This window comes from Bacillus sp. K7, assembly GCF_053903245.1.
In genome coordinates this window covers 2,997,653-3,015,621 of sequence record NZ_CP096406.1, presented here as the reverse complement: position 1 = coordinate 3,015,621, position 17,969 = coordinate 2,997,653, and the positions used below count along the sequence as shown (strand labels likewise).

Here is a 17,969-nt window from a genome sequence, read left to right as displayed (position 1 = left end):
TGTTGGACATGAAAACATATAAAGGATATTTAATTGATTTAGACGGAACGATGTACAATGGCACGGAAAAAATCGAGGAAGCGTGTGAATTTGTCAGAACGCTGAAAGATCGTGGAGTTCCCTATCTTTTCGTGACAAACAATTCTTCGCGCACACCGAAGCAGGTGGCGGACAAGCTCGTATCTTTTGATATTCCGGCAACGGAAGAGCAGGTCTTCACAACCAGCATGGCGACTGCCCAGCATATCGCCCAGCAGAAAAAAGGCGCGTCTGTGTATGTGATCGGGGAAGAAGGCATCCGTCAGGCGATTGAAGAAAACGGCCTGACATTTGGCGAAGAAAACGCGGATTTTGTCGTTGTCGGGATTGACCGTTCCATTACATACGAAAAATTTGCTGTCGGCTGCCTGGCTATCAGAAATGGCGCCCGCTTTATTTCCACTAACGGAGATATTGCAATTCCGACTGAAAGAGGCCTCCTGCCTGGAAACGGTTCACTGACATCGGTACTAACCGTCTCCACAGGCGTACAGCCGATATTTATCGGCAAGCCCGAGTCAATCATCATGGAGCAGGCGATGCGCGTTCTCGGCACGGATGTGTCCGACACACTCATGGTCGGCGACAACTACGCGACGGATATTATGGCCGGCATGAACGCCGGTATGGATACACTGCTTGTGCACACAGGCGTAACGAAAAGAGAGCACATGACAGATGATATGGAAAAACCGACTCACACCATCGACTCTCTGACTGAATGGATTCCATACATTTAAAAAAAGGGCGCCCCAAAAGGGTGCCCTTATTCTGTATGCCGCGCGCGGTGTGCGAGCCTGCTTGAGGCTGCGGCGGAAATCGCGCCGACGATGTCATCTAGAAAGGTATGGCATTCGCCGGTTGATTTATCATTCAAATGTTTGAGGATTCCGGGTTTTTCTTTATCGATATAACCGTAGTTCGTAAACCCAATCGATCCGTAAATATTCACAATGGAAAAAGCCAAAACTTCATCTACTCCATATAAGCTTTCATCTGTTTCCAGCATCGTTTGCAGCGGTTCAGACAGTTTTTTCTGCTCAGCAAGCACATCCAATTCAATGCCCGTTAAAATGGCGTTTTGCACCTCGCGTTTTGCGAGAACGCGATTGACGTTCAACGTGCATTCATCAATGTGTAAATCCGGATGATATTTTTTTTGCAGGAAAAAGACTAGCTCGGCAATGTCTGACACCTCAACACCGCGCTCCTTCATCCGTGCTCTTGCTTTTGCTTCCATCTGACTGATTTGTTCGTTTTCTGACATCAGCTTCACCCAATCTTTTTTACTAGTTTATACAAAATAGTTAAGATGTTTACGACTTTTTCTTGCGCCTTCGTCTGATGAAAATATGTATTCATAATTCCGGCCGTGTATGACTACGATGTGATGAGCCCTAATTCAACAGGCAGGTGATCATGGTGAAAGGCACAATAAAAGAAAAATACGGTATTCACATCAGGCAGCTTTCCACGTACCAGCGCACCTATCAATGCTTTCAGACACCGAATTCATTCTTTTTGATCGTCCCCGTTTCCCAATTCTCAGAGACAGAGCTGACGGAGCTTTATTACATGAGTCAGTATTTACAAGAACAAACTGACCCATACGTTTCGATTTTTATCTTTACAAAAGAAGGTGAGCTGACGTTTGAATATGAGGGGAAAACGTACGCTCTGCTGAAGGCGGCGCCGCCTTATTCAAATCGGGCGCTTTCCATTGGGGCGGAACTTGCGGAATTCCACCGAAAAGGCAGAGGGTACCCGTATGAAGTAAAGGCAGCCGGAAGAATCGGCCAGTGGAAAGATCTGTGGGGAAAACGCATTGATCAGCTGGAAGTGTTTTGGAAACGAAAGGTTCAGACCCCTCCGCACGAGCCATTTGATAAAAAAATGATCGAATCATTTCCATATTATCTAGGGCTGTCAGAAAACGCGATCCAATATTTAGTGGACACTGAGCTGGATGACAAACCCCAAGCCGCTGACTCAGGAACGATATGCCATCAGCGGATGGAAAGGCATACGTGGTCATCCGAATCTTTAATCAGGATTCCGGCTGATTGGGTATTTGACCACGCTTCACGCGATTTGGCTGAGTATATGAGGCATACGTTTTTGCATCACAGACAAGATTTTCATCAGCAGGGCTTTTTCTTTTTACAGGAATATGAGAAAGTCACGCCGCTGTCTTCGTTTTCAAAACGTCTCCTGTACAGCCGTTTGCTCTTTCCGCTTCATTATTTTGAAATCGTAGAGAGTTACTACATGTCATCAGAATCAGAAAAGCATTATTATGAAGAACAGTTTGACTTCATTCTGAACGATTGCGGACGCTATGAGCAATTTCTCAATACAGCACAGGAATTCATGAATATGCGGACGCAGAAGCCATTTGTTCCCCGCGTGAGCTGGCTCGGCAAAGGGAACCTGAGAAGAGGAGAAAATCTGACAAAAATAATTAGAAAATAAAGAATCTTGTCATATCAGTACGTTAAGCGTTTACATTCGTAAAATTCAGCCGATTGCTATCTTGTCAAAACAGGAGCGGGCTTATATAATGTTTGTAACTTATATGTCTGTGTTGAGTTAACAATTGTCTTTTTAGAGAGGACAATTATATGAAAGGTGGAGTTGTTTTGAAAGCGATTCGTGTAGGGCTTTTAGGTTTAGGCACCGTCGGAAGCGGTGTCGTTAAAATTATTCAAGACCATCAGGATAAGCTGATGCATCAAGTCGGCTGTCCGGTTACAATAAAAAAAGTGCTCGTAAAAGATGTAGAGAAAAAGAGAGAAGTAGATTTGCCGAAGGAAGTGCTCACGACAGAAGTGTATGATGTCATTGATGATCCAGATGTTGATGTCGTTATCGAGGTAATTGGCGGAGTTGAGCAGACAAAACAATATTTGGTCGACGCGCTCAGATCGAAAAAGCATGTTGTCACAGCAAACAAGGATTTAATGGCTGTGTACGGCTCCGAGCTGCTTGCGGAAGCGAAGGAAAATGGCTGTGACATCTACTTTGAAGCTAGTGTTGCCGGCGGAATCCCGATTTTGCGAACGCTAGAGGAGGGACTCTCATCAGACCGAATTACAAAAATGATGGGAATCGTGAACGGTACAACGAACTTTATCTTAACTAAAATGATCAAAGAAAAAAGCCCTTACGAGGAAGTGCTGAAAGAAGCGCAGGATCTCGGATTTGCAGAAGCTGATCCGACTTCAGACGTGGAAGGGCTGGACGCTGCACGAAAAATGGCGATATTGGCGCGCCTCGGCTTCTCGATGAACGTTGATCTGGAAGACGTAAAGGTAAAGGGAATCTCGCAAATTACAGATGAGGACATCAGCTTCAGTAAACGCCTTGGCTATACGATGAAGCTGATCGGGATTGCACAGCGTGACGGCAGCAAAATTGAAGTTAGCGTACAGCCGACACTGCTTCCTGACCATCATCCGCTTTCTGCCGTGCATAATGAGTATAACGCTGTTTATGTTTACGGCGAGGCTGTCGGTGAGACGATGTTTTACGGGCCGGGAGCCGGAAGCATGCCGACCGCGACATCCGTTGTTTCTGACCTTGTCGCTGTCATGAAAAACATGCGCCTCGGCGTAACCGGCAACAGCTTTGTTGCGCCACAATACGAGAAAAACATGAAGTCGCCGTCTGATATTTACGCACAGCAATTTTTAAGAATTCACGTTAAAGATCAGGTCGGTTCATTCTCGAAAATTACGTCTGTATTCTCAGAGCGGGGCGTGAGCTTTGAAAAGATCCTTCAGCTGCCGATTAAAGGCCATGATGAGCTGGCGGAAATCGTAATTGTCACGCACCATACATCAGAAGCAGATTTCAGTGATATCCTGCAAAACCTAAATGATTTGGAAGTCGTTCAAGAAGTCAAAAGCACATATCGTGTAGAAGGGAACGGTTGGAGCTAATGTGGAAAGGACTTATCCATCAATATAAAGAATTTTTGCCTGTAACAGATCAAACACCGGCGCTTACTTTACATGAAGGAAACACGCCTCTCATTCACCTTCCCAAGCTGTCAGAGCAGCTCGGAATTGAGCTTCATGTCAAAACGGAAGGCGTCAATCCTACGGGATCATTTAAAGACCGCGGAATGGTCATGGCGGTGGCGAAAGCAAAAGAGGAAGGCAACGACACGATTATGTGCGCGTCTACAGGAAACACTTCCGCTGCTGCGGCTGCTTATGCAGCCCGCGCCAACATGAAATGCATCGTCATTATCCCGAACGGCAAAATCGCGTTTGGGAAACTCGCTCAGGCTGTCATGTATGGAGCCGAAATTATTGCGATCGATGGAAACTTTGATGATGCGCTTAAAATTGTCCGTTCTATCTGTGAGAAATCACCGATTGCTCTTGTCAACTCAGTCAACCCTTACCGCATTGAAGGCCAAAAAACAGCTGCCTTCGAAGTGTGCGAACAGTTGGGAGAAGCACCGGATGTGTTGGCGATCCCGGTCGGAAACGCTGGAAACATTACAGCGTACTGGAAGGGCTTCAAGGAGTATCATGAGAAAAACGGCACTGGCCTTCCGAAAATGCGCGGATTTGAAGCGGAAGGCGCGGCGGCAATCGTGCGCAATGAAGTGATTAAAAATCCGGAAACAATAGCGACAGCCATTCGTATCGGAAACCCTGCAAGCTGGGACAAAGCTGTAAAGGCAGCTGAGGAATCCAACGGAAAAATTGACGAAGTCACTGATAATGAAATCCTTCACGCGTATCAGCTCATCGCCCGTGAAGAAGGTGTGTTTGCAGAACCGGGTTCTTGCGCGTCGATCGCAGGAGTGCTGAAACAGGTGAAGTCCGGAGAGATTCCGAAAGGCAGCAAGGTCGTCGCTGTATTAACAGGAAACGGACTGAAAGATCCGAACACAGCGGTCGATATTTCAGAAATCAAGCCGGTCACACTGCCGACTGATGAAGACAGCATTCTTGAATATGTAAAAGGAGCGGCGCGTGTATGAACGAAGCCGACATGCTGTTCACCGTCACTGTTCCCGGAAGCACGGCTAACCTAGGCCCCGGCTTTGATTCAGTTGGGATGGCACTCAGCAGGTATTTAAAGCTTACCGTCTTTGAAAGCGGCAAATGGTCTTTTGAAGCTGAAACAGAAACAGTCGCCGGAATTCCGGCGGGTACAGATAATCTGATCTATCAAGTGGCAAAACGGACAGCAGATTTGTACGGCAAAGAAATGCCGCCAGTCCATGTGAAGGTGTGGAGCGACATCCCGCTCGCACGCGGCCTTGGCAGCAGCGCCGCAGCGATTGTAGCGGCCATTGAATTGGCTGATGAATTATGCGGATTAAAGCTGTCTGAAGCGGACAAGCTGCATATAGCCAGCCTTGAAGAAGGACACCCAGATAATGCTGGCGCTTCACTCGTTGGCGGGCTTGTCATCGGCCTGCATGAAGATGATGAGACACAAATGATCCGTGTTCCGGTTGCCGACATTGACGTTGTCGTTGTCATTCCTTTTTACGAGGTGCTGACAAGAGACGCAAGAGACGTGCTTCCGCAGGAGTTTCCATATGCGGACGCTGTAAAAGCAAGTGCCGTCAGCAATATCCTTATTGCGGCGATCATGTCCAAGGATTGGCCGCTTGTCGGGAAAATCATGAAGAAGGATATGTTCCATCAGCCGTACCGGGCAATGCTTGTCCCTGAGCTATCAAAAGTAGAACACGTCGCCGAGATGAAGGGGGCATATGGAACAGCTCTCAGCGGTGCAGGCCCGACGATTCTCGTGATGACTGAAAAAGGCAAGGGAGAAGAGCTGAAAAAGCAGCTCGCGCTTCACTTCCCTCATTGCGAAGTTGACGCTTTGACCGTACCGAAAGAGGGAAGTATAATAGAGCGAAATCCTTTATATCAAGTGAAAAGTGTATAGATGTGTCAAGCGTTCCTCTGCGTCAGCGGAGGGCGCTTTTTTCTGCTGGAGATAAAGGAGTTTTTATTTAGAAAAACGAAATAGATGTACAAAGGAGGAGATAAATATGAAAAAGCCGATAACCGCAGAAGGCATCACTGCGATTGTCTCTGTGACCGATCCGCAATATGCTCCAGACGGCAGCCGTGCCGCATACGTGCAGTCGCAAGTGAATCAAGAGAAAGATTCGTATACATCAAATATATGGATCTATGATACAAAAAGCGGCCGATCTGTTCCTTGGACGTACGGAGAAAAGCGGAGTACGGACCCAAGATGGTCTCCGGACGGGCGTACGCTTGCCTTCATATCTGATCGAAAAGACGATGCCGCACAGCTGTATCTCATGGGCTCTGAAGGCGGGGAAGCAAAAAAACTGACAGATATCCCGTATGGCGTGTCAAAGCCGGTATGGTCCCCGGATGGCGAGTCGGTTCTTGTCACTGTCAGTTTGGGAGAGGGAGACAGGATTGATGATCAAGAGAAAAAAGAGCCGGACAGCTTTGAACCTGTTGAAGTGCAAGGCTTGGCATATAAACGGGACGGTAAAGGGCTGACAAGAGGTGCGTATGCCCAGCTTGTGCTTGTCAACGTAAGGACTGGCGAGGTAAAGCAGCTGACAAACCGCAAAGCTGATCATGGTGATCCTGCTTTTTCTCCTGATGGCAAATGGCTTGTTTTCTCAGCGAATATGACGGAAACGGATGATGCCAGCAAGCCGCACGATGTCTGCATGTTGTCGCTGGAGACTGGAGAGCTTAAGGATGTTACATCCCAACGCGGCTCATTTGGGCAAAGTTCATTTTCACCGGACGGAAGGTATCTCGCTTTGCTTGGACATGAACAGGAATATCTGAATGCAACGCTGGAAAAAGCGTGGCTCTATGATTTAGAACAAGACCGCCTCACATGCCTGACTGAAATGCTTGACGTTCACTTAGCGGATGCGCTCATTGGAGATTCACTGATTGGGGGAGGCGAGCAGCGCCCCATTTGGATGAAGGACAGCCAAGGGTTTTATGTCATCGGCACAGACCAAGGCAGCACGGGAATCTACTATATTTCCATTGAAGGCCTTGTGTATCCGATTCGTCTCGAAAAAGAGTACATCAATGGTATTTCCCTTTCACCTAAGGAACAACACTTCATTGCCAGTGTGACGAAGCCGGACAGACCGAGCGAGCTTTACAGCATCCCACTTGGGCAGGAAGAAACACGGCTGACTGGCGCGAATGACAAGTTTGTCGAGGAGCATGCGATTTCAGTCCCTGAAGATATTCAATATGTCACAGAGGACGGGGTGACGGTGAATGGCTGGCTGATGAAGCCTGCACAGATGGAAGAGGAGACATTATATCCACTTGTTCTTAACATACACGGCGGTCCGCACATGATGTACGGGCATACATATTTTCATGAATTTCAAGTGCTGGCGGCGAAAGGATACGCGGTGGTTTATGTTAATCCGAGAGGAAGCCATGGCTACGGGCAGGCATTTGTGAATGCCGTCAGAGGAGATTATGGCGGAAAGGATTATGAGGATGTGCTGCAGGCTGTGGATGAAGCTATCAAAAGAGATCCGCAGATTGATCCTAAACGGCTCGGTGTCACGGGCGGGAGCTATGGAGGTTTTATGACCAACTGGATCGTGGGGCAGACGAATCGCTTTAAAGCCGCTGTCACTCAGCGCTCGATTTCTAATTGGGTCAGCTTTCACGGCGTCAGTGATATCGGCTATTTCTTCACAGACTGGCAGCTAGAGCATGACATGTTTGCAGACACGGAAAAGCTTTGGGACCGGTCTCCTTTAAAGTACGCAGCAAACGTGGAAACACCGCTTTTGATTCTGCATGGCGAGCGAGATGACCGGTGTCCGATCGAGCAGGCGGAGCAGCTATTTATCGCATTGAAAAAAATGGACAAGGACACCATGCTCGTCCGTTTTCCGAAAGCATCGCACAATTTGTCTCGCAGCGGACACCCGGGACAGCGGATCAAGCGCTTGAATTATATCAGCTCATGGTTTGATCAATATCTCTAATAAAAAAGCCAGGCTGATCAAATATCAGCCTGGCTGCTTTATTAAAAGACTTGTTCTACTTCAACGACACCCGGCACTTCTTCAAGAAGAGCGCGTTCAATTCCGGCTTTCAGCGTAATTGTTGAACTTGGGCAGCTGCCGCATGCGCCTAGAAGGCGAAGCTTAACGATGCCTTCATCTATGTCTACAAGCTCACAGTCACCGCCGTCACGAAGTAAAAACGGACGAAGTTTGTCCAGTACTTCCTGCACCTGTTCTTTCATTTCAACTTCAGTCATGACATTCGCTCCTTTCGTCATCATAAAACCATTATATTCAGTGTAACAATAAAAATCTATTGTTTGGTTTGAAAAGTTGCTTTCCCTATTATAGCACATTCAGACTTGAACACAAAAACGGTTTTTTTCTATCAAAACATCTCTTCGCTCTGTATACTGAAAAGAAAGAACTTACAGGCAGAAGGGGGCGTTGCCAGTGACAAAACCAGTCATGCTTAGCGTGTACGGCGCAGAAACCATTTGCGCAAGCTGTGTCAATATGCCGACAGCCAAAGATACATACGAGTGGCTTGAGGCTGCGCTGAAAAGAAAATATCCAAATCAGCCTTTTGTGATGCAATACATTGATATTTATGAGCCGCCTGACAATGAACATGCGAAAGAGCTTGCAGAAAAAATCAAAAATGATGAGTATTTTTATCCGCTTGTGCTCGTAGAAGACAAAATTGTCGGTGAAGGCAATCCGACATTAAAAGACGTTTATGAGGAAATGGAGAAGTATGGGTATACAGAAAACCGCTGACAAGATCAGCGGTTCTTCTCTATCATTAACCGTTATGGTGTTTGTACATCCAAAGCAATCCGGATTTCAGCATGCGCGGAACACGGCCGATCAGCGGGCGGTCAGCAACAAGGCCGAAGCCGGCTTTTTTTCCGAGTGAGCCAAGAACGCCTTTCAGCTTGAACTGCGGCATTGATTCTGGAAGGGCTTCTCCATTCCAGCGTTTTTGCAAGATTTGGACAATCTGCTCTGCTTGAGCCTCGGCCAGCTGGGCGCTCGGTGCATGCGGGAGGCTGGCGCAATCGCCGACAACATACAGATGCTCATCATCGGGAAGATTGTGATGCGGCGTTAACACGATACGCCCTTGTGCGTCTTTCTCCACATCTAAATCCCTGACGACTTTGTTCGGCTGTATGCCGGCGGTCCATACGATGGCGTCCGCAGAAATCGGATCCTCGTGGTTATACACAACACCTTCTTCTACTTTGGTGATATTTGCCCTGTTAATAATGCGGACACCGTGCTCTTCGAACCATTTTTGCACATATTTGCTCAAACGCTCGGGAAAGCTTGATAAAATAAGATTGCCGCGGTCAAACAGAATAATGTTCAGGTCATCACGGCTTTCTCTCAATTCACTTGCAAGCTCAACACCGCTTAAGCCCGCGCCGACAATGGCGACAGTGGCATTAGCGCTCAGGTTATTCAGCTTTTGATACGTTTCGCGGGACTGGTCGATCGTTTGAATGCTGTAGGTGAATTCAGGCGCTCCCGGCACGTTGTGATATTTATCTTCACAGCCGAGCCCGATCACGGCGTCATCATAAGAAATCGGTTCACGATCTTGGAACAGCACTTGTTTTTGTGCAATATCAATTGATGAGATATCACCATATTGGACATCCAGGCGAGGGTGCTCTGGGAATGACACTCTGATATGATGGTCAGAAATTGTGCCTGCGGCAAGGGCATAATATTCTGTTTTCAGGCAGTGATAAGGATTTCTGTCAATTAACGTGATAGAAACATCATCAGGCAGCTGGTTTGGCAATAAGCGATGAAGAACACGCATGTTCCCGTAACCTCCGCCGATCAAGACCAATTTTTTCATTTGAATTCCCCTTTAATCCGAAGAGTATGATAGACACATTGAAGAAAATACGAACTATGTAAAATAACATCTAGAATTATATCGAATTTGATGTAAAATCACAATAATAGTTTGAAAATAACCTACAAATTAGCCTGAAATCACAAATTAGTAAAACGTTATTTGATTAATGATATGTTACGATAATAAATTTTGAAGAATCCATTGTCTTTGACGAATCGTGAAAAATTCGCGATAATGGACATATGTGAGGTGAAACCACATGAATCCAATGATTGAATTTTGTGTTAGCAATCTGGCTCACGGCTCTCAGGAAGCCCGGGCGATTCTAGAGAAAGATCCAAATCTGGATGTCCTTGAATACGGCTGTTTAAGCTACTGCGGGACATGCATGGAGTCGCTTTTCGCTCTTGTAAATGGGGAAGTTGTCATGGGTGAAACGCCTGCTGAGCTCGTGGAGAATATATATACCTTTATTGAAGAAAACCCAATGTTTTGAAGAAAAGGGCCTAGGACAGGCCCTTTTTTATTTTGCCGTACAAAAGAACTAAAAAATGTGTAGACATCAAAAACGATTATTGTTATCGTATAAAAGATTTGTTTTAAATAATGTTAAGAGGTGTAGGTGTATTCATGAGTGTTCTGTGGGGACTGCTGGGCGCAGTTGCGATCATGGCTATCGCGTTTTTATTTTCGGAAAAGAAAAGCAATATTAAAATAAGAACCGTCATCGTTGGTTTATGCACACAGGTGGCGTTTGGATACATCGTGTTAAAATGGGAAGCGGGACGCGCTGTTTTTTTATGGTTTTCAAGCCGTGTACAGCTTCTGATTGATTATGCGAATGAAGGGATCAGTTTTATTTTTGGTCCGCTTCTAAAAGTCGGCGATAGTCCGGCATTCGCTTTAAGTGTACTGCCCGTTATCATTTTTTTCTCGGCATTGATTGCCGTTTTATATCATTTGAAAATCATGCAGCTCATTTTCCGTGTTATTGGCGGCGGATTGTCGAAGCTTCTAGGGACAAGCCAAACGGAATCTCTTGCGGCTGCTGCTAATATTTTTGTGGGACAATCAGAATCCCCATTAGTGATCAGGCCCCTGATTGCCGGGCTGACGCGTTCTGAGTTATTCACGATTATGACAAGCGGTCTCTCGGCTGTTGCGGGTTCAACCTTGTTTGGATACGCGCTTCTCGGCATTCCGATTGAATACTTGCTTGCGGCCAGCTTTATGGCTGCTCCTGCGGGTCTTGTCTTTGGTAAATTGATTATTCCTGAAACAGAAAAGACGCAAACCGTAAAAAACGATTTCAAAATGGATGAAGGTGAAGGCGCAGCCAATGTCATCGACGCAGCTGCAAAGGGAGCGTCAACCGGATTGCAAATCGCCTTAAACGTCGGAGCAATGCTGCTTGCATTCGTAGCATTAATCGCCGTAGTAAACGGTGTTCTCGGCGGGGTGTTCGGCTTGTTCGGCTTACAAGGCGTCACATTAGAATCCATTCTCGGCTATGTGTTTTCTCCAATCGCCTTTTTAATTGGCGTGCCTTGGCATGAAGCGTTGCAGGCGGGAAGCTATATCGGGCAGAAATTGGTGCTGAATGAGTTTGTCGCTTATTCTAATTTCGGTCCGCACATCGGCGAGTTCTCTAAGAAAACCGCTACCATTATCAGCTTCGCGTTATGCGGATTCGCCAATTTCTCATCTATTGCCATTATGCTCGGTACGCTTGGCGGTTTAGCGCCGAGCCGCCGTTCGGATATCGCGCGCCTCGGCTTGAAGGCTGTTCTTGCTGGAACACTAGCCAATCTCCTCAGCGCAGCGATTGCCGGCATGTTTATTTAAACGATAAAAGCTCCTTGCGATATGCAAGGAGCTTTTATGTATGAAAAACGGGGGATAATTGTATTGTGTCCGTTTATAATAGCTTTTATACTAAGGGAAAGAAAAAAGTTGGAGGCACCTATGAACTCATTTCGATTTACCAAAATGCATGGACTTGGAAACAGCTATATCTATGTGAATCAATTTGAAGAACAGCTTCCGGAAGAAAAACTGTCTGAGATTGCCGTTCAGGTTTCTTCTGTTTATACAGGGATCGGTTCCGATGGAATGATCCTAATATGCCCTTCGGATCAAGCGCCTGTTAAGATGCGGATTTTTAATAATGACGGGTCTGAAGGGAAAAACTGCGGCAACGGCCTGCGCTGCGTCGCAAAATACGCGTATGAGCATAAGCTGGTGGAGGAAACATCTTTTCTGATTGAAACCCTCTCCGGGCTTGTGAAAGCGGAGGTTCAAGTTGAAAACGGAAAAGTGAATGTGGTCACTGTCGATATGGGCGAACCGCGCCTGACAAAAGCCGAGCTTCCGATGCTTGAAGGCGGGGAAGAGCACACGATTAATGAAACCATGACATTTGGTGAAGTAGAACTAACAGGCACTGCTGTTTCAATGGGAAATCCCCATATCGTTTTTCCGATCGCTGACATTGAACAGGCACCCCTGACGACACTGGGTCCGGTGATTGAGAAAGATCCGAGATTTCCGGAAGGCGTCAATGTGGAGTTCGTCGAAACCGTGAATGAACAAGAACTGCATTTCCGCGTCTGGGAACGGGGATCAGGCATTACCCAGGCATGCGGGACAGGAGCGTGCGCAGCGGCCGTCGCATCTGTATTAAACGGTGTATCAAAACGAAATCAGGACATCACGGTGCATTTAGCAGGCGGAGATTTGGTGATTAACTGGAAAGACGACGGCCACGTGATGATGACAGGGCCGGCTGAAACCGTTTGTGAGGGCGTCTATTTCTTGTAAAACACGTTGTTTGAGAATTAGGCCAATCATGTTTATAATAAAAGACAACATCCAGTTTTAAAAAGGAGGTTCACAAAGATGAGCAACCCGGTAACGATTACAGAAGCAGCAGCTTTGCATATAAAAGATATGATGAAAGAGCATGAGGAAGAAAACGCGTTTCTGCGTGTCGGCGTCAAAGGCGGCGGCTGCAGCGGACTTTCTTACGGCATGGGTTTTGAGCATGAAACGGGCGAAAAAGACAGTATGTTTGATGAGCACGGCATCACTGTTCTTGTTGACAAAGAAAGCCTAGACATCATGAACGGCACCGTGATTGATTATAAACAATCCATGCTCGGCGGCGGCTTCACCATTGACAATCCAAACGCCATTGCTTCATGCGGCTGCGGTTCTTCGTTTAGAACAGCGACGAATACAGGTACGCCTGAAGAATGCTAGGCGCTGAGCTTGATTTATCGGGGTTTGTTCCCCGTAAATGTTTCTGAGTTAGGCACCGTTTGATGCCGGAAACAGTCTTGGAAGGGGCGGATTTTATTAGAAAATCTGTGCTTAATCCTTTATCATTCGAATAAAAACATAATTTTTAAAGCCTTTCTTAACGATGAAACTCAAACCATCGTTAAGAAAGGCTTTTTTATTTGAATGAAATCAACAACGGAGAAGCTCGTGTTTTTGAGAATCGGTCTTTAGAGGCAGCATCATGGGCATTGAATTTTAAATATCCATCAATTTTATTATGAAAAGTAACAAATAGATTGGCAATCACCTATTGAACTCTATAGATAAAAGACTGAATAAAGAATATATAGGCGTATTTATATACCGGATAAAAAAGAAAGAGTAATCAGGACTAAAATCACAGAAAAATTCTTTTTAAGGAATAGTTCTTAAGTCACATCTTATAAAACTTAGTTGATTTTTTCATAGGATTATACTAAATTGTAAAAGTATAGAATGTTTAATCTATTTTGTAAGAAAAGGATGATAATATGATAGGTCAATTGAGTAATAAAAAAATATTTTTAAGTTCTTTTTTCATAATTTTGATCTGTTCATTACTCTTCCAATTTAGTATTTCAGATAAGGTTATGCACATATATTACTCTTCTGTCGGTGAAAATACCTACGATATCGGGGAGAAAAGTGTGCGTACAATTGTCATGTTTCTGCAAGGCTTTATGATCTTCACAACTTTCATAGAGATTTTAATTGGCGGATTTATATTATTTATTGTTGCTTTTATTCTTGGTTCAAAGAAACCAAAAAAAATATATTTGCTTCTTTATACATTAACTTCTTTAATTTCGGCGTTCAAAATGTTAATTCTTTCAGTTGTTAACTATTTGACTGCCGATTCCTCACTTATATATTCAGCCAGCGGTTCTGAATTAAGTTTGCAGCTGCTGGACCCATTTCTGCTTATATCCATTGCGGCTCTATATGTTGCTGCAGGGAAACTTACTGATCTCGACAAGAGCAAGAGAATCATTTTGACGGGTTGTTTTGTTTTAATAAAGCTCTTTAATATTTTCTTTAATTACTTTATGGTGGATAAAATTTAGCTCGGGAGAGAGTCATTTTAGCTAAATTTTATTATATATTAAAAAGAAGAATAGGAGATGTTATGATGAACTTAGTAAAATCTAATAAAAAATCTTTCGTTTTATTTGGTGCTGCTCTTGCTGCAGCAACATTGGTTTATGCACTTTTATTAACTGGTACAGAATTAAATGTGGCGGCGGCTCATGCATTCTCAGCCAACGCTGAATTAGCATCGACTCTTGGAATCTCTACAGCAGCGGCTAAAAAAGCAATTGATATCATTGATGCAGCATCAACAGTTGCGTCTATCATTTCTCTAATCGGTATTGTTACAGGTGCAGGTGCTATTTCTTATGCAATTGTTGCAACAGCAAAATCAATGATTAAGAAATACGGCAAAAAATATGCAGCCGCTTGGTAAAATCAATCAATAAATAATTGCTCTTTTTGTACAAGCTGCAAAAAGAGCCTCTCTCCCAAATACATATGTAAGGATTGAAAGTATGATAGGAAAACAAATTGCAGCTCTTATCAAGTATAATACTCTGTCATCGTTTCGTAAAAGAAAGGAAGATTGGGGAATTCCTCAACTAAGCAATAAGCTACTGTCTACTATTATTATTTCTTTATTATGTTTTTATTTCATTTTGTTAGGATGCGGTGTTGTATTCGGAACGAAACTGATTAATCTGCCTGTCAGCGCCTGGGGTCAATTTGTTTTAATAGCAGTTTCACTGGAGCAATTATTTTGGGCAGCCGGTTTCTTTAAAGAAAATCATCATGCATTTCTTCTGGATACACGTAAAGTCATTCATCAATTAAAAAAGGTTCGTTTTTTACAACTGTTTTCTGTTTTTGTCAGTCAGGCACTCAAAAAAACCATTATCATATGGTATCTTTTTGTTTTTCCTGTTTTTTTGTTTTTAAGCACTGCTGGGTTGTCTAAATCTAAAACAGCTATCGTATTTCTCTTAGGCCTAGTTTATTTTTTCTTTAGTTTATTTTTATCAATGCTGTTTTCGTATATTGGTTATGTTCTTACAAATATTTGGAGTAAGTTGTTTTACTTTAAGATCATGAAGGGGATTTTATTTAGCCTCAGTTTGTTGGTTCCACTTGCAGTTGGATATGCTGTTTATCTTCTCGTATTTGGGGGCTATACAATAAAGGATATTTCAGGGTTTATGGAATCACCTGCTTTTAGAAACATATTAATGAACACGCCGTATGTATTTTTAGCAATGCGTTCCCACTCTGTTTTGGTCTTCGCTGGGGTGTTTGCTGGTGCAGTCCTTTTGGCGGTGGGGCTGTTTAAGTTGTGGTCCGCTACCCTGAAAAAAATGGATCTTATCCCTTATATGCATTTAACAAAAGCTGATTATGCACCAAAGCTGAAATTGCATAGTAAAAATAAAATATTTCATGCTGTTTTCCAAAAGGATCTATTATTTCTATCGAGAATTGACGGGTTTTTTATTCGAAACTTTGGTAGCATGCTTTATCTGTTCATGTTATTTCTAGGTTTTTGTATTCCGCTCCTCTCTCATCATTTTACTGGCTATTCGACAGCGGCAATTGTAACAGCTTCGGTCATTATTGCTAACTTTTCTTATCAGCTTGTTGGAGATGCACTAAAAACTGTATTGTCAATTGATGGAGAAATAAAAAATCAGCACCTGTTTCATTGGAATATCAAAAATGCTTGGCAATTGGTACTTCCAAAAGTATGTATTTATAATCTTGCAGCTTTTATATATTCATTTATCATTTCCATTTTGATAACAGTGTTTTTTCCGTCTTCTGCTGCGCTTGCGATATACTTGTTTATTGTATTTTTATGTTCAGGTTTTTTATACAGCCTTGTCCAAATTTCAAGCACTGCCCTGTATCCCAAGAAAAACTGGGAACATTTATACGAAATTGGAGAAGCGGGGAAGGCAAAGACCTATAACAACTTATACAGTGCTTTGATTTTCATTGTGTCACTGCAAATCGCAGCAATCACGTCGTATTTTATTTATAAAAAACCAGAACTTGAAACACTAATCATTCATTCTTCTTCAAGTATTTTTATCCTGTTTACTCTATTAAACTATGGAGTCATGTTTCTTTTTCTTCGAAGAATCAATATGGCGGAAAGGTTTGCGAACAATGATTAGATTAGAAAATATACAAAAAAACTATAGTGAAAAACCGGTGTTAAGAGATATTTCTTTTGAAGTGAAAAAAGGGTCAATCTATGCTTTGCTGGGGACAAATGGGGTCGGGAAAACAACGACTTTAAAAATTATTTCTGGCTTACTTAATCCGACTTCAGGGCGCGTCATGATTGATGGTAAGGAATTGGATTCAGAGCAGGGAGGACAACTGTCAGCTGATATTGGTTTTGTACCTGATCATGCCTTTTTATATGATTATTTAACGGGAGTCGAATACTTGCGTTTTACTGCCGAAATGTTTCAAGTTCCGTCTCAGCAGGCAAATGATTATATTGACAAAATGTTAGAGAAGCTGAAGCTTGCTCAAGATGGAAATCAGCTTATTAAAACATATTCACATGGAATGAAACAAAAATTATCAATAGCAGCAGCACTCATTCATCAGCCTAAAATCTTAATTCTTGACGAACCCCTGACCGGCATTGATTTAATCAGTGGCAAGACGATACGCATGTTGTTAAGGGAGTACGTCAAAAAAGGAAATACGGTTTTGTTATCGACTCACTTGCTGGAACTGGCCCATTCTTTGTGTGATACGATTGGTATTATTCATGAAGGGACTTTTGCGGCTGAGTATCAATCATCAAAATATTCATTAGAAGAAATTGAAGAACTGGCTGAGAGTATTTATACATGATGAATCGAATCTCATCGTCAATCAAGATGTCGTTCATTCCGTTAACCGCATCATTGCTGTTTTTTTTAGGCGGTGTTATCGCTGCCATATTTTCTGATCAGTTTTTTTCAACAGCGCCCTATAATGGTTCGTCAGGCGCAGTTGAATTGTTAAAGAATAATGCAATGGCTTGTCTGTTTTTAGCGGCAGGTTTTTTTACTTTTGGCTTAACCTCGATCTTTTATTTATTCACCAATGGATATATTTTAAGCGGCTCAATTATAGAAAATCTGCATAATGGGGTCCCTTTATATCAGATTATTTTACTGCTAATTCCTCATGGTATATTTGAAGTTCCTGCGTTATTATTAAGTGGCGCCATTGGTTTTAAGGGGATTGAATTGGTCATTAGGCTATGCTTTTCTAAGGAAAAAAAGGTAATGACCTCTACCTTTACGCATATCGGAATTTTGATACTGGTTATTATGTGTTTACTAATCGCCGCTGCAATTGTAGAAGCTTATATCACACCAATATTTAAGTAAAAGGGGCAGAAATCATATGAGAAGCAAGTTATCATTGATAGGTGTGCCGATTGTTATGATTATCGGTTATATCATTTCTTTATCCTTTGAGTGGTTATTTCCTGTTCTTACATTTGGAGTAGCTGGATTATATCTATTTATATTTGCTCCAATACATAATAAACTCATTCGTTACTTTTTTTTATTTGTTTTTCTGATTAATCTTTTATCGAGTGTTGCTCTCTATTTGAAAGTTTAGCAAAAAAATGACATTCAGTTTATGAATGTCATTTTTTTATCTTTA

General features: G+C 43.3%; 20 protein-coding genes. 17 read left to right on the top strand and 3 right to left on the bottom strand.

Features of this window, described 5'->3' with window-relative positions; all coding sequences use genetic code 11:
* The first annotated feature begins 8 nt into the window (after positions 1 to 8).
* A complete protein-coding gene (nucF, locus tag M1D98_RS15435; RefSeq protein WP_268559488.1) occupies positions 9 to 779 on the top strand; it encodes a 5' nucleotidase NucF in 771 nt (256 codons plus the stop codon).
* Positions 780 to 805: 26 nt separating this feature from the next.
* On the opposite strand, the gene M1D98_RS15430 is transcribed toward nucF, so the two are convergent.
* Entirely contained in the window at positions 806 to 1,306 is a 501-nt protein-coding gene (locus tag M1D98_RS15430; protein ID WP_010329966.1) for a phosphatidylglycerophosphatase A family protein, read from the bottom strand.
* Between the two features lie 152 nt (positions 1,307 to 1,458).
* Between M1D98_RS15430 and cotNH the strand changes: the two genes are divergently transcribed.
* The 5 genes from cotNH to M1D98_RS15405 all read left to right on the top strand — a co-directional run bounded on the left by cotNH (position 1,459) and on the right by M1D98_RS15405 (position 8,044).
* Positions 1,459 to 2,511 (top strand): spore coat-associated protein CotNH, encoded by a 1,053-nt coding sequence (cotNH, locus tag M1D98_RS15425; protein WP_268453766.1) that lies wholly within the window; start codon positions 1,459 to 1,461, stop codon positions 2,509 to 2,511.
* 167 nt (positions 2,512 to 2,678) lie between these two features.
* On the top strand, positions 2,679 to 3,980 hold the full coding sequence (locus tag M1D98_RS15420; protein ID WP_121643771.1) for a homoserine dehydrogenase: 1,302 nt from the start codon (positions 2,679 to 2,681) through the stop codon (positions 3,978 to 3,980).
* Entirely contained in the window at positions 3,980 to 5,038 is a 1,059-nt protein-coding gene (gene thrC, locus M1D98_RS15415) for a threonine synthase (protein WP_121643770.1), read from the top strand. Before M1D98_RS15420 ends, thrC begins: the two co-directional genes overlap by 1 nt.
* The gene (thrB, locus tag M1D98_RS15410) at positions 5,035 to 5,964 is read left to right on the top strand and encodes a homoserine kinase (protein ID WP_121643216.1); all 930 of its coding nucleotides are present in this window, start codon (positions 5,035 to 5,037) and stop codon (positions 5,962 to 5,964) included. The genes thrC and thrB overlap by 4 nt, the downstream gene beginning before the upstream one ends.
* A 106-nt stretch (positions 5,965 to 6,070) precedes the next feature.
* Positions 6,071 to 8,044 carry a S9 family peptidase gene (locus M1D98_RS15405; RefSeq protein ID WP_456279696.1) on the top strand — a complete coding sequence of 658 codons (1,974 nt, stop codon included), beginning with the start codon at positions 6,071 to 6,073 and terminating at the stop codon, positions 8,042 to 8,044.
* 41 nt (positions 8,045 to 8,085) lie between these two features.
* Here M1D98_RS15405 and M1D98_RS15400 read toward each other — a convergent pair whose 3' ends face one another.
* Positions 8,086 to 8,421: a NifU family protein gene (locus M1D98_RS15400; protein WP_180298684.1), complete on the bottom strand. Its 336-nt coding sequence runs from the start codon at positions 8,419 to 8,421 to the stop codon at positions 8,086 to 8,088.
* Positions 8,422 to 8,518: 97 nt separating this feature from the next.
* On the opposite strand from M1D98_RS15400, the gene M1D98_RS15395 reads away from it, so the two are divergent.
* A complete protein-coding gene (locus M1D98_RS15395; protein ID WP_268522287.1) occupies positions 8,519 to 8,845 on the top strand; it encodes a YuzD family protein in 327 nt (108 codons plus the stop codon).
* Between the two features lie 25 nt (positions 8,846 to 8,870).
* Here M1D98_RS15395 and M1D98_RS15390 read toward each other — a convergent pair whose 3' ends face one another.
* Positions 8,871 to 9,938 carry an NAD(P)/FAD-dependent oxidoreductase gene (locus M1D98_RS15390; protein WP_010329958.1) on the bottom strand — a complete coding sequence of 356 codons (1,068 nt, stop codon included), beginning with the start codon at positions 9,936 to 9,938 and terminating at the stop codon, positions 8,871 to 8,873.
* A 262-nt stretch (positions 9,939 to 10,200) separates the two neighbouring features.
* Here M1D98_RS15390 and M1D98_RS15385 point away from each other — a divergent pair, with 262 nt between their 5' ends.
* The 10 genes from M1D98_RS15385 (at position 10,201) to M1D98_RS15340 (ending at position 17,924) form a co-directional block, all read left to right on the top strand.
* A complete protein-coding gene (locus M1D98_RS15385) occupies positions 10,201 to 10,437 on the top strand; it encodes a YuzB family protein (RefSeq protein ID WP_003222913.1) in 237 nt (78 codons plus the stop codon).
* Between the two features lie 134 nt (positions 10,438 to 10,571).
* A complete protein-coding gene (locus M1D98_RS15380) occupies positions 10,572 to 11,786 on the top strand; it encodes a NupC/NupG family nucleoside CNT transporter (RefSeq protein ID WP_121643212.1) in 1,215 nt (404 codons plus the stop codon).
* 120 nt (positions 11,787 to 11,906) lie between these two features.
* Positions 11,907 to 12,761, top strand: a complete 855-nt coding sequence (gene dapF, locus M1D98_RS15375) for a diaminopimelate epimerase (protein WP_010329957.1) — start codon at positions 11,907 to 11,909, stop codon at positions 12,759 to 12,761.
* A gap of 78 nt (positions 12,762 to 12,839) precedes the next feature.
* Positions 12,840 to 13,202 carry a HesB/IscA family protein gene (locus tag M1D98_RS15370; protein WP_100741117.1) on the top strand — a complete coding sequence of 121 codons (363 nt, stop codon included), beginning with the start codon at positions 12,840 to 12,842 and terminating at the stop codon, positions 13,200 to 13,202.
* A gap of 551 nt (positions 13,203 to 13,753) precedes the next feature.
* Positions 13,754 to 14,326 (top strand): hypothetical protein, encoded by a 573-nt coding sequence (locus M1D98_RS15365; protein ID WP_010329955.1) that lies wholly within the window; start codon positions 13,754 to 13,756, stop codon positions 14,324 to 14,326.
* A 65-nt stretch (positions 14,327 to 14,391) separates the two neighbouring features.
* Complete coding sequence (locus M1D98_RS15360; RefSeq protein WP_003222927.1) at positions 14,392 to 14,727, top strand: uberolysin/carnocyclin family circular bacteriocin; 336 nt, start codon at positions 14,392 to 14,394, stop codon at positions 14,725 to 14,727.
* Positions 14,728 to 14,809: 82 nt separating this feature from the next.
* The gene (locus M1D98_RS15355) at positions 14,810 to 16,465 is read left to right on the top strand and encodes a hypothetical protein (protein WP_456279695.1); all 1,656 of its coding nucleotides are present in this window, start codon (positions 14,810 to 14,812) and stop codon (positions 16,463 to 16,465) included.
* Entirely contained in the window at positions 16,458 to 17,162 is a 705-nt protein-coding gene (locus M1D98_RS15350; RefSeq protein WP_010329953.1) for an ABC transporter ATP-binding protein, read from the top strand. Before M1D98_RS15355 ends, M1D98_RS15350 begins: the two co-directional genes overlap by 8 nt.
* Positions 17,159 to 17,686 carry a stage II sporulation protein M gene (locus M1D98_RS15345; protein ID WP_456279694.1) on the top strand — a complete coding sequence of 176 codons (528 nt, stop codon included), beginning with the start codon at positions 17,159 to 17,161 and terminating at the stop codon, positions 17,684 to 17,686. The genes M1D98_RS15350 and M1D98_RS15345 overlap by 4 nt, the downstream gene beginning before the upstream one ends.
* A gap of 16 nt (positions 17,687 to 17,702) precedes the next feature.
* The gene (locus M1D98_RS15340) at positions 17,703 to 17,924 is read left to right on the top strand and encodes a DUF5970 family protein (RefSeq protein ID WP_003222937.1); all 222 of its coding nucleotides are present in this window, start codon (positions 17,703 to 17,705) and stop codon (positions 17,922 to 17,924) included.
* The last annotated feature ends 45 nt before the right edge of the window (positions 17,925 to 17,969 follow it).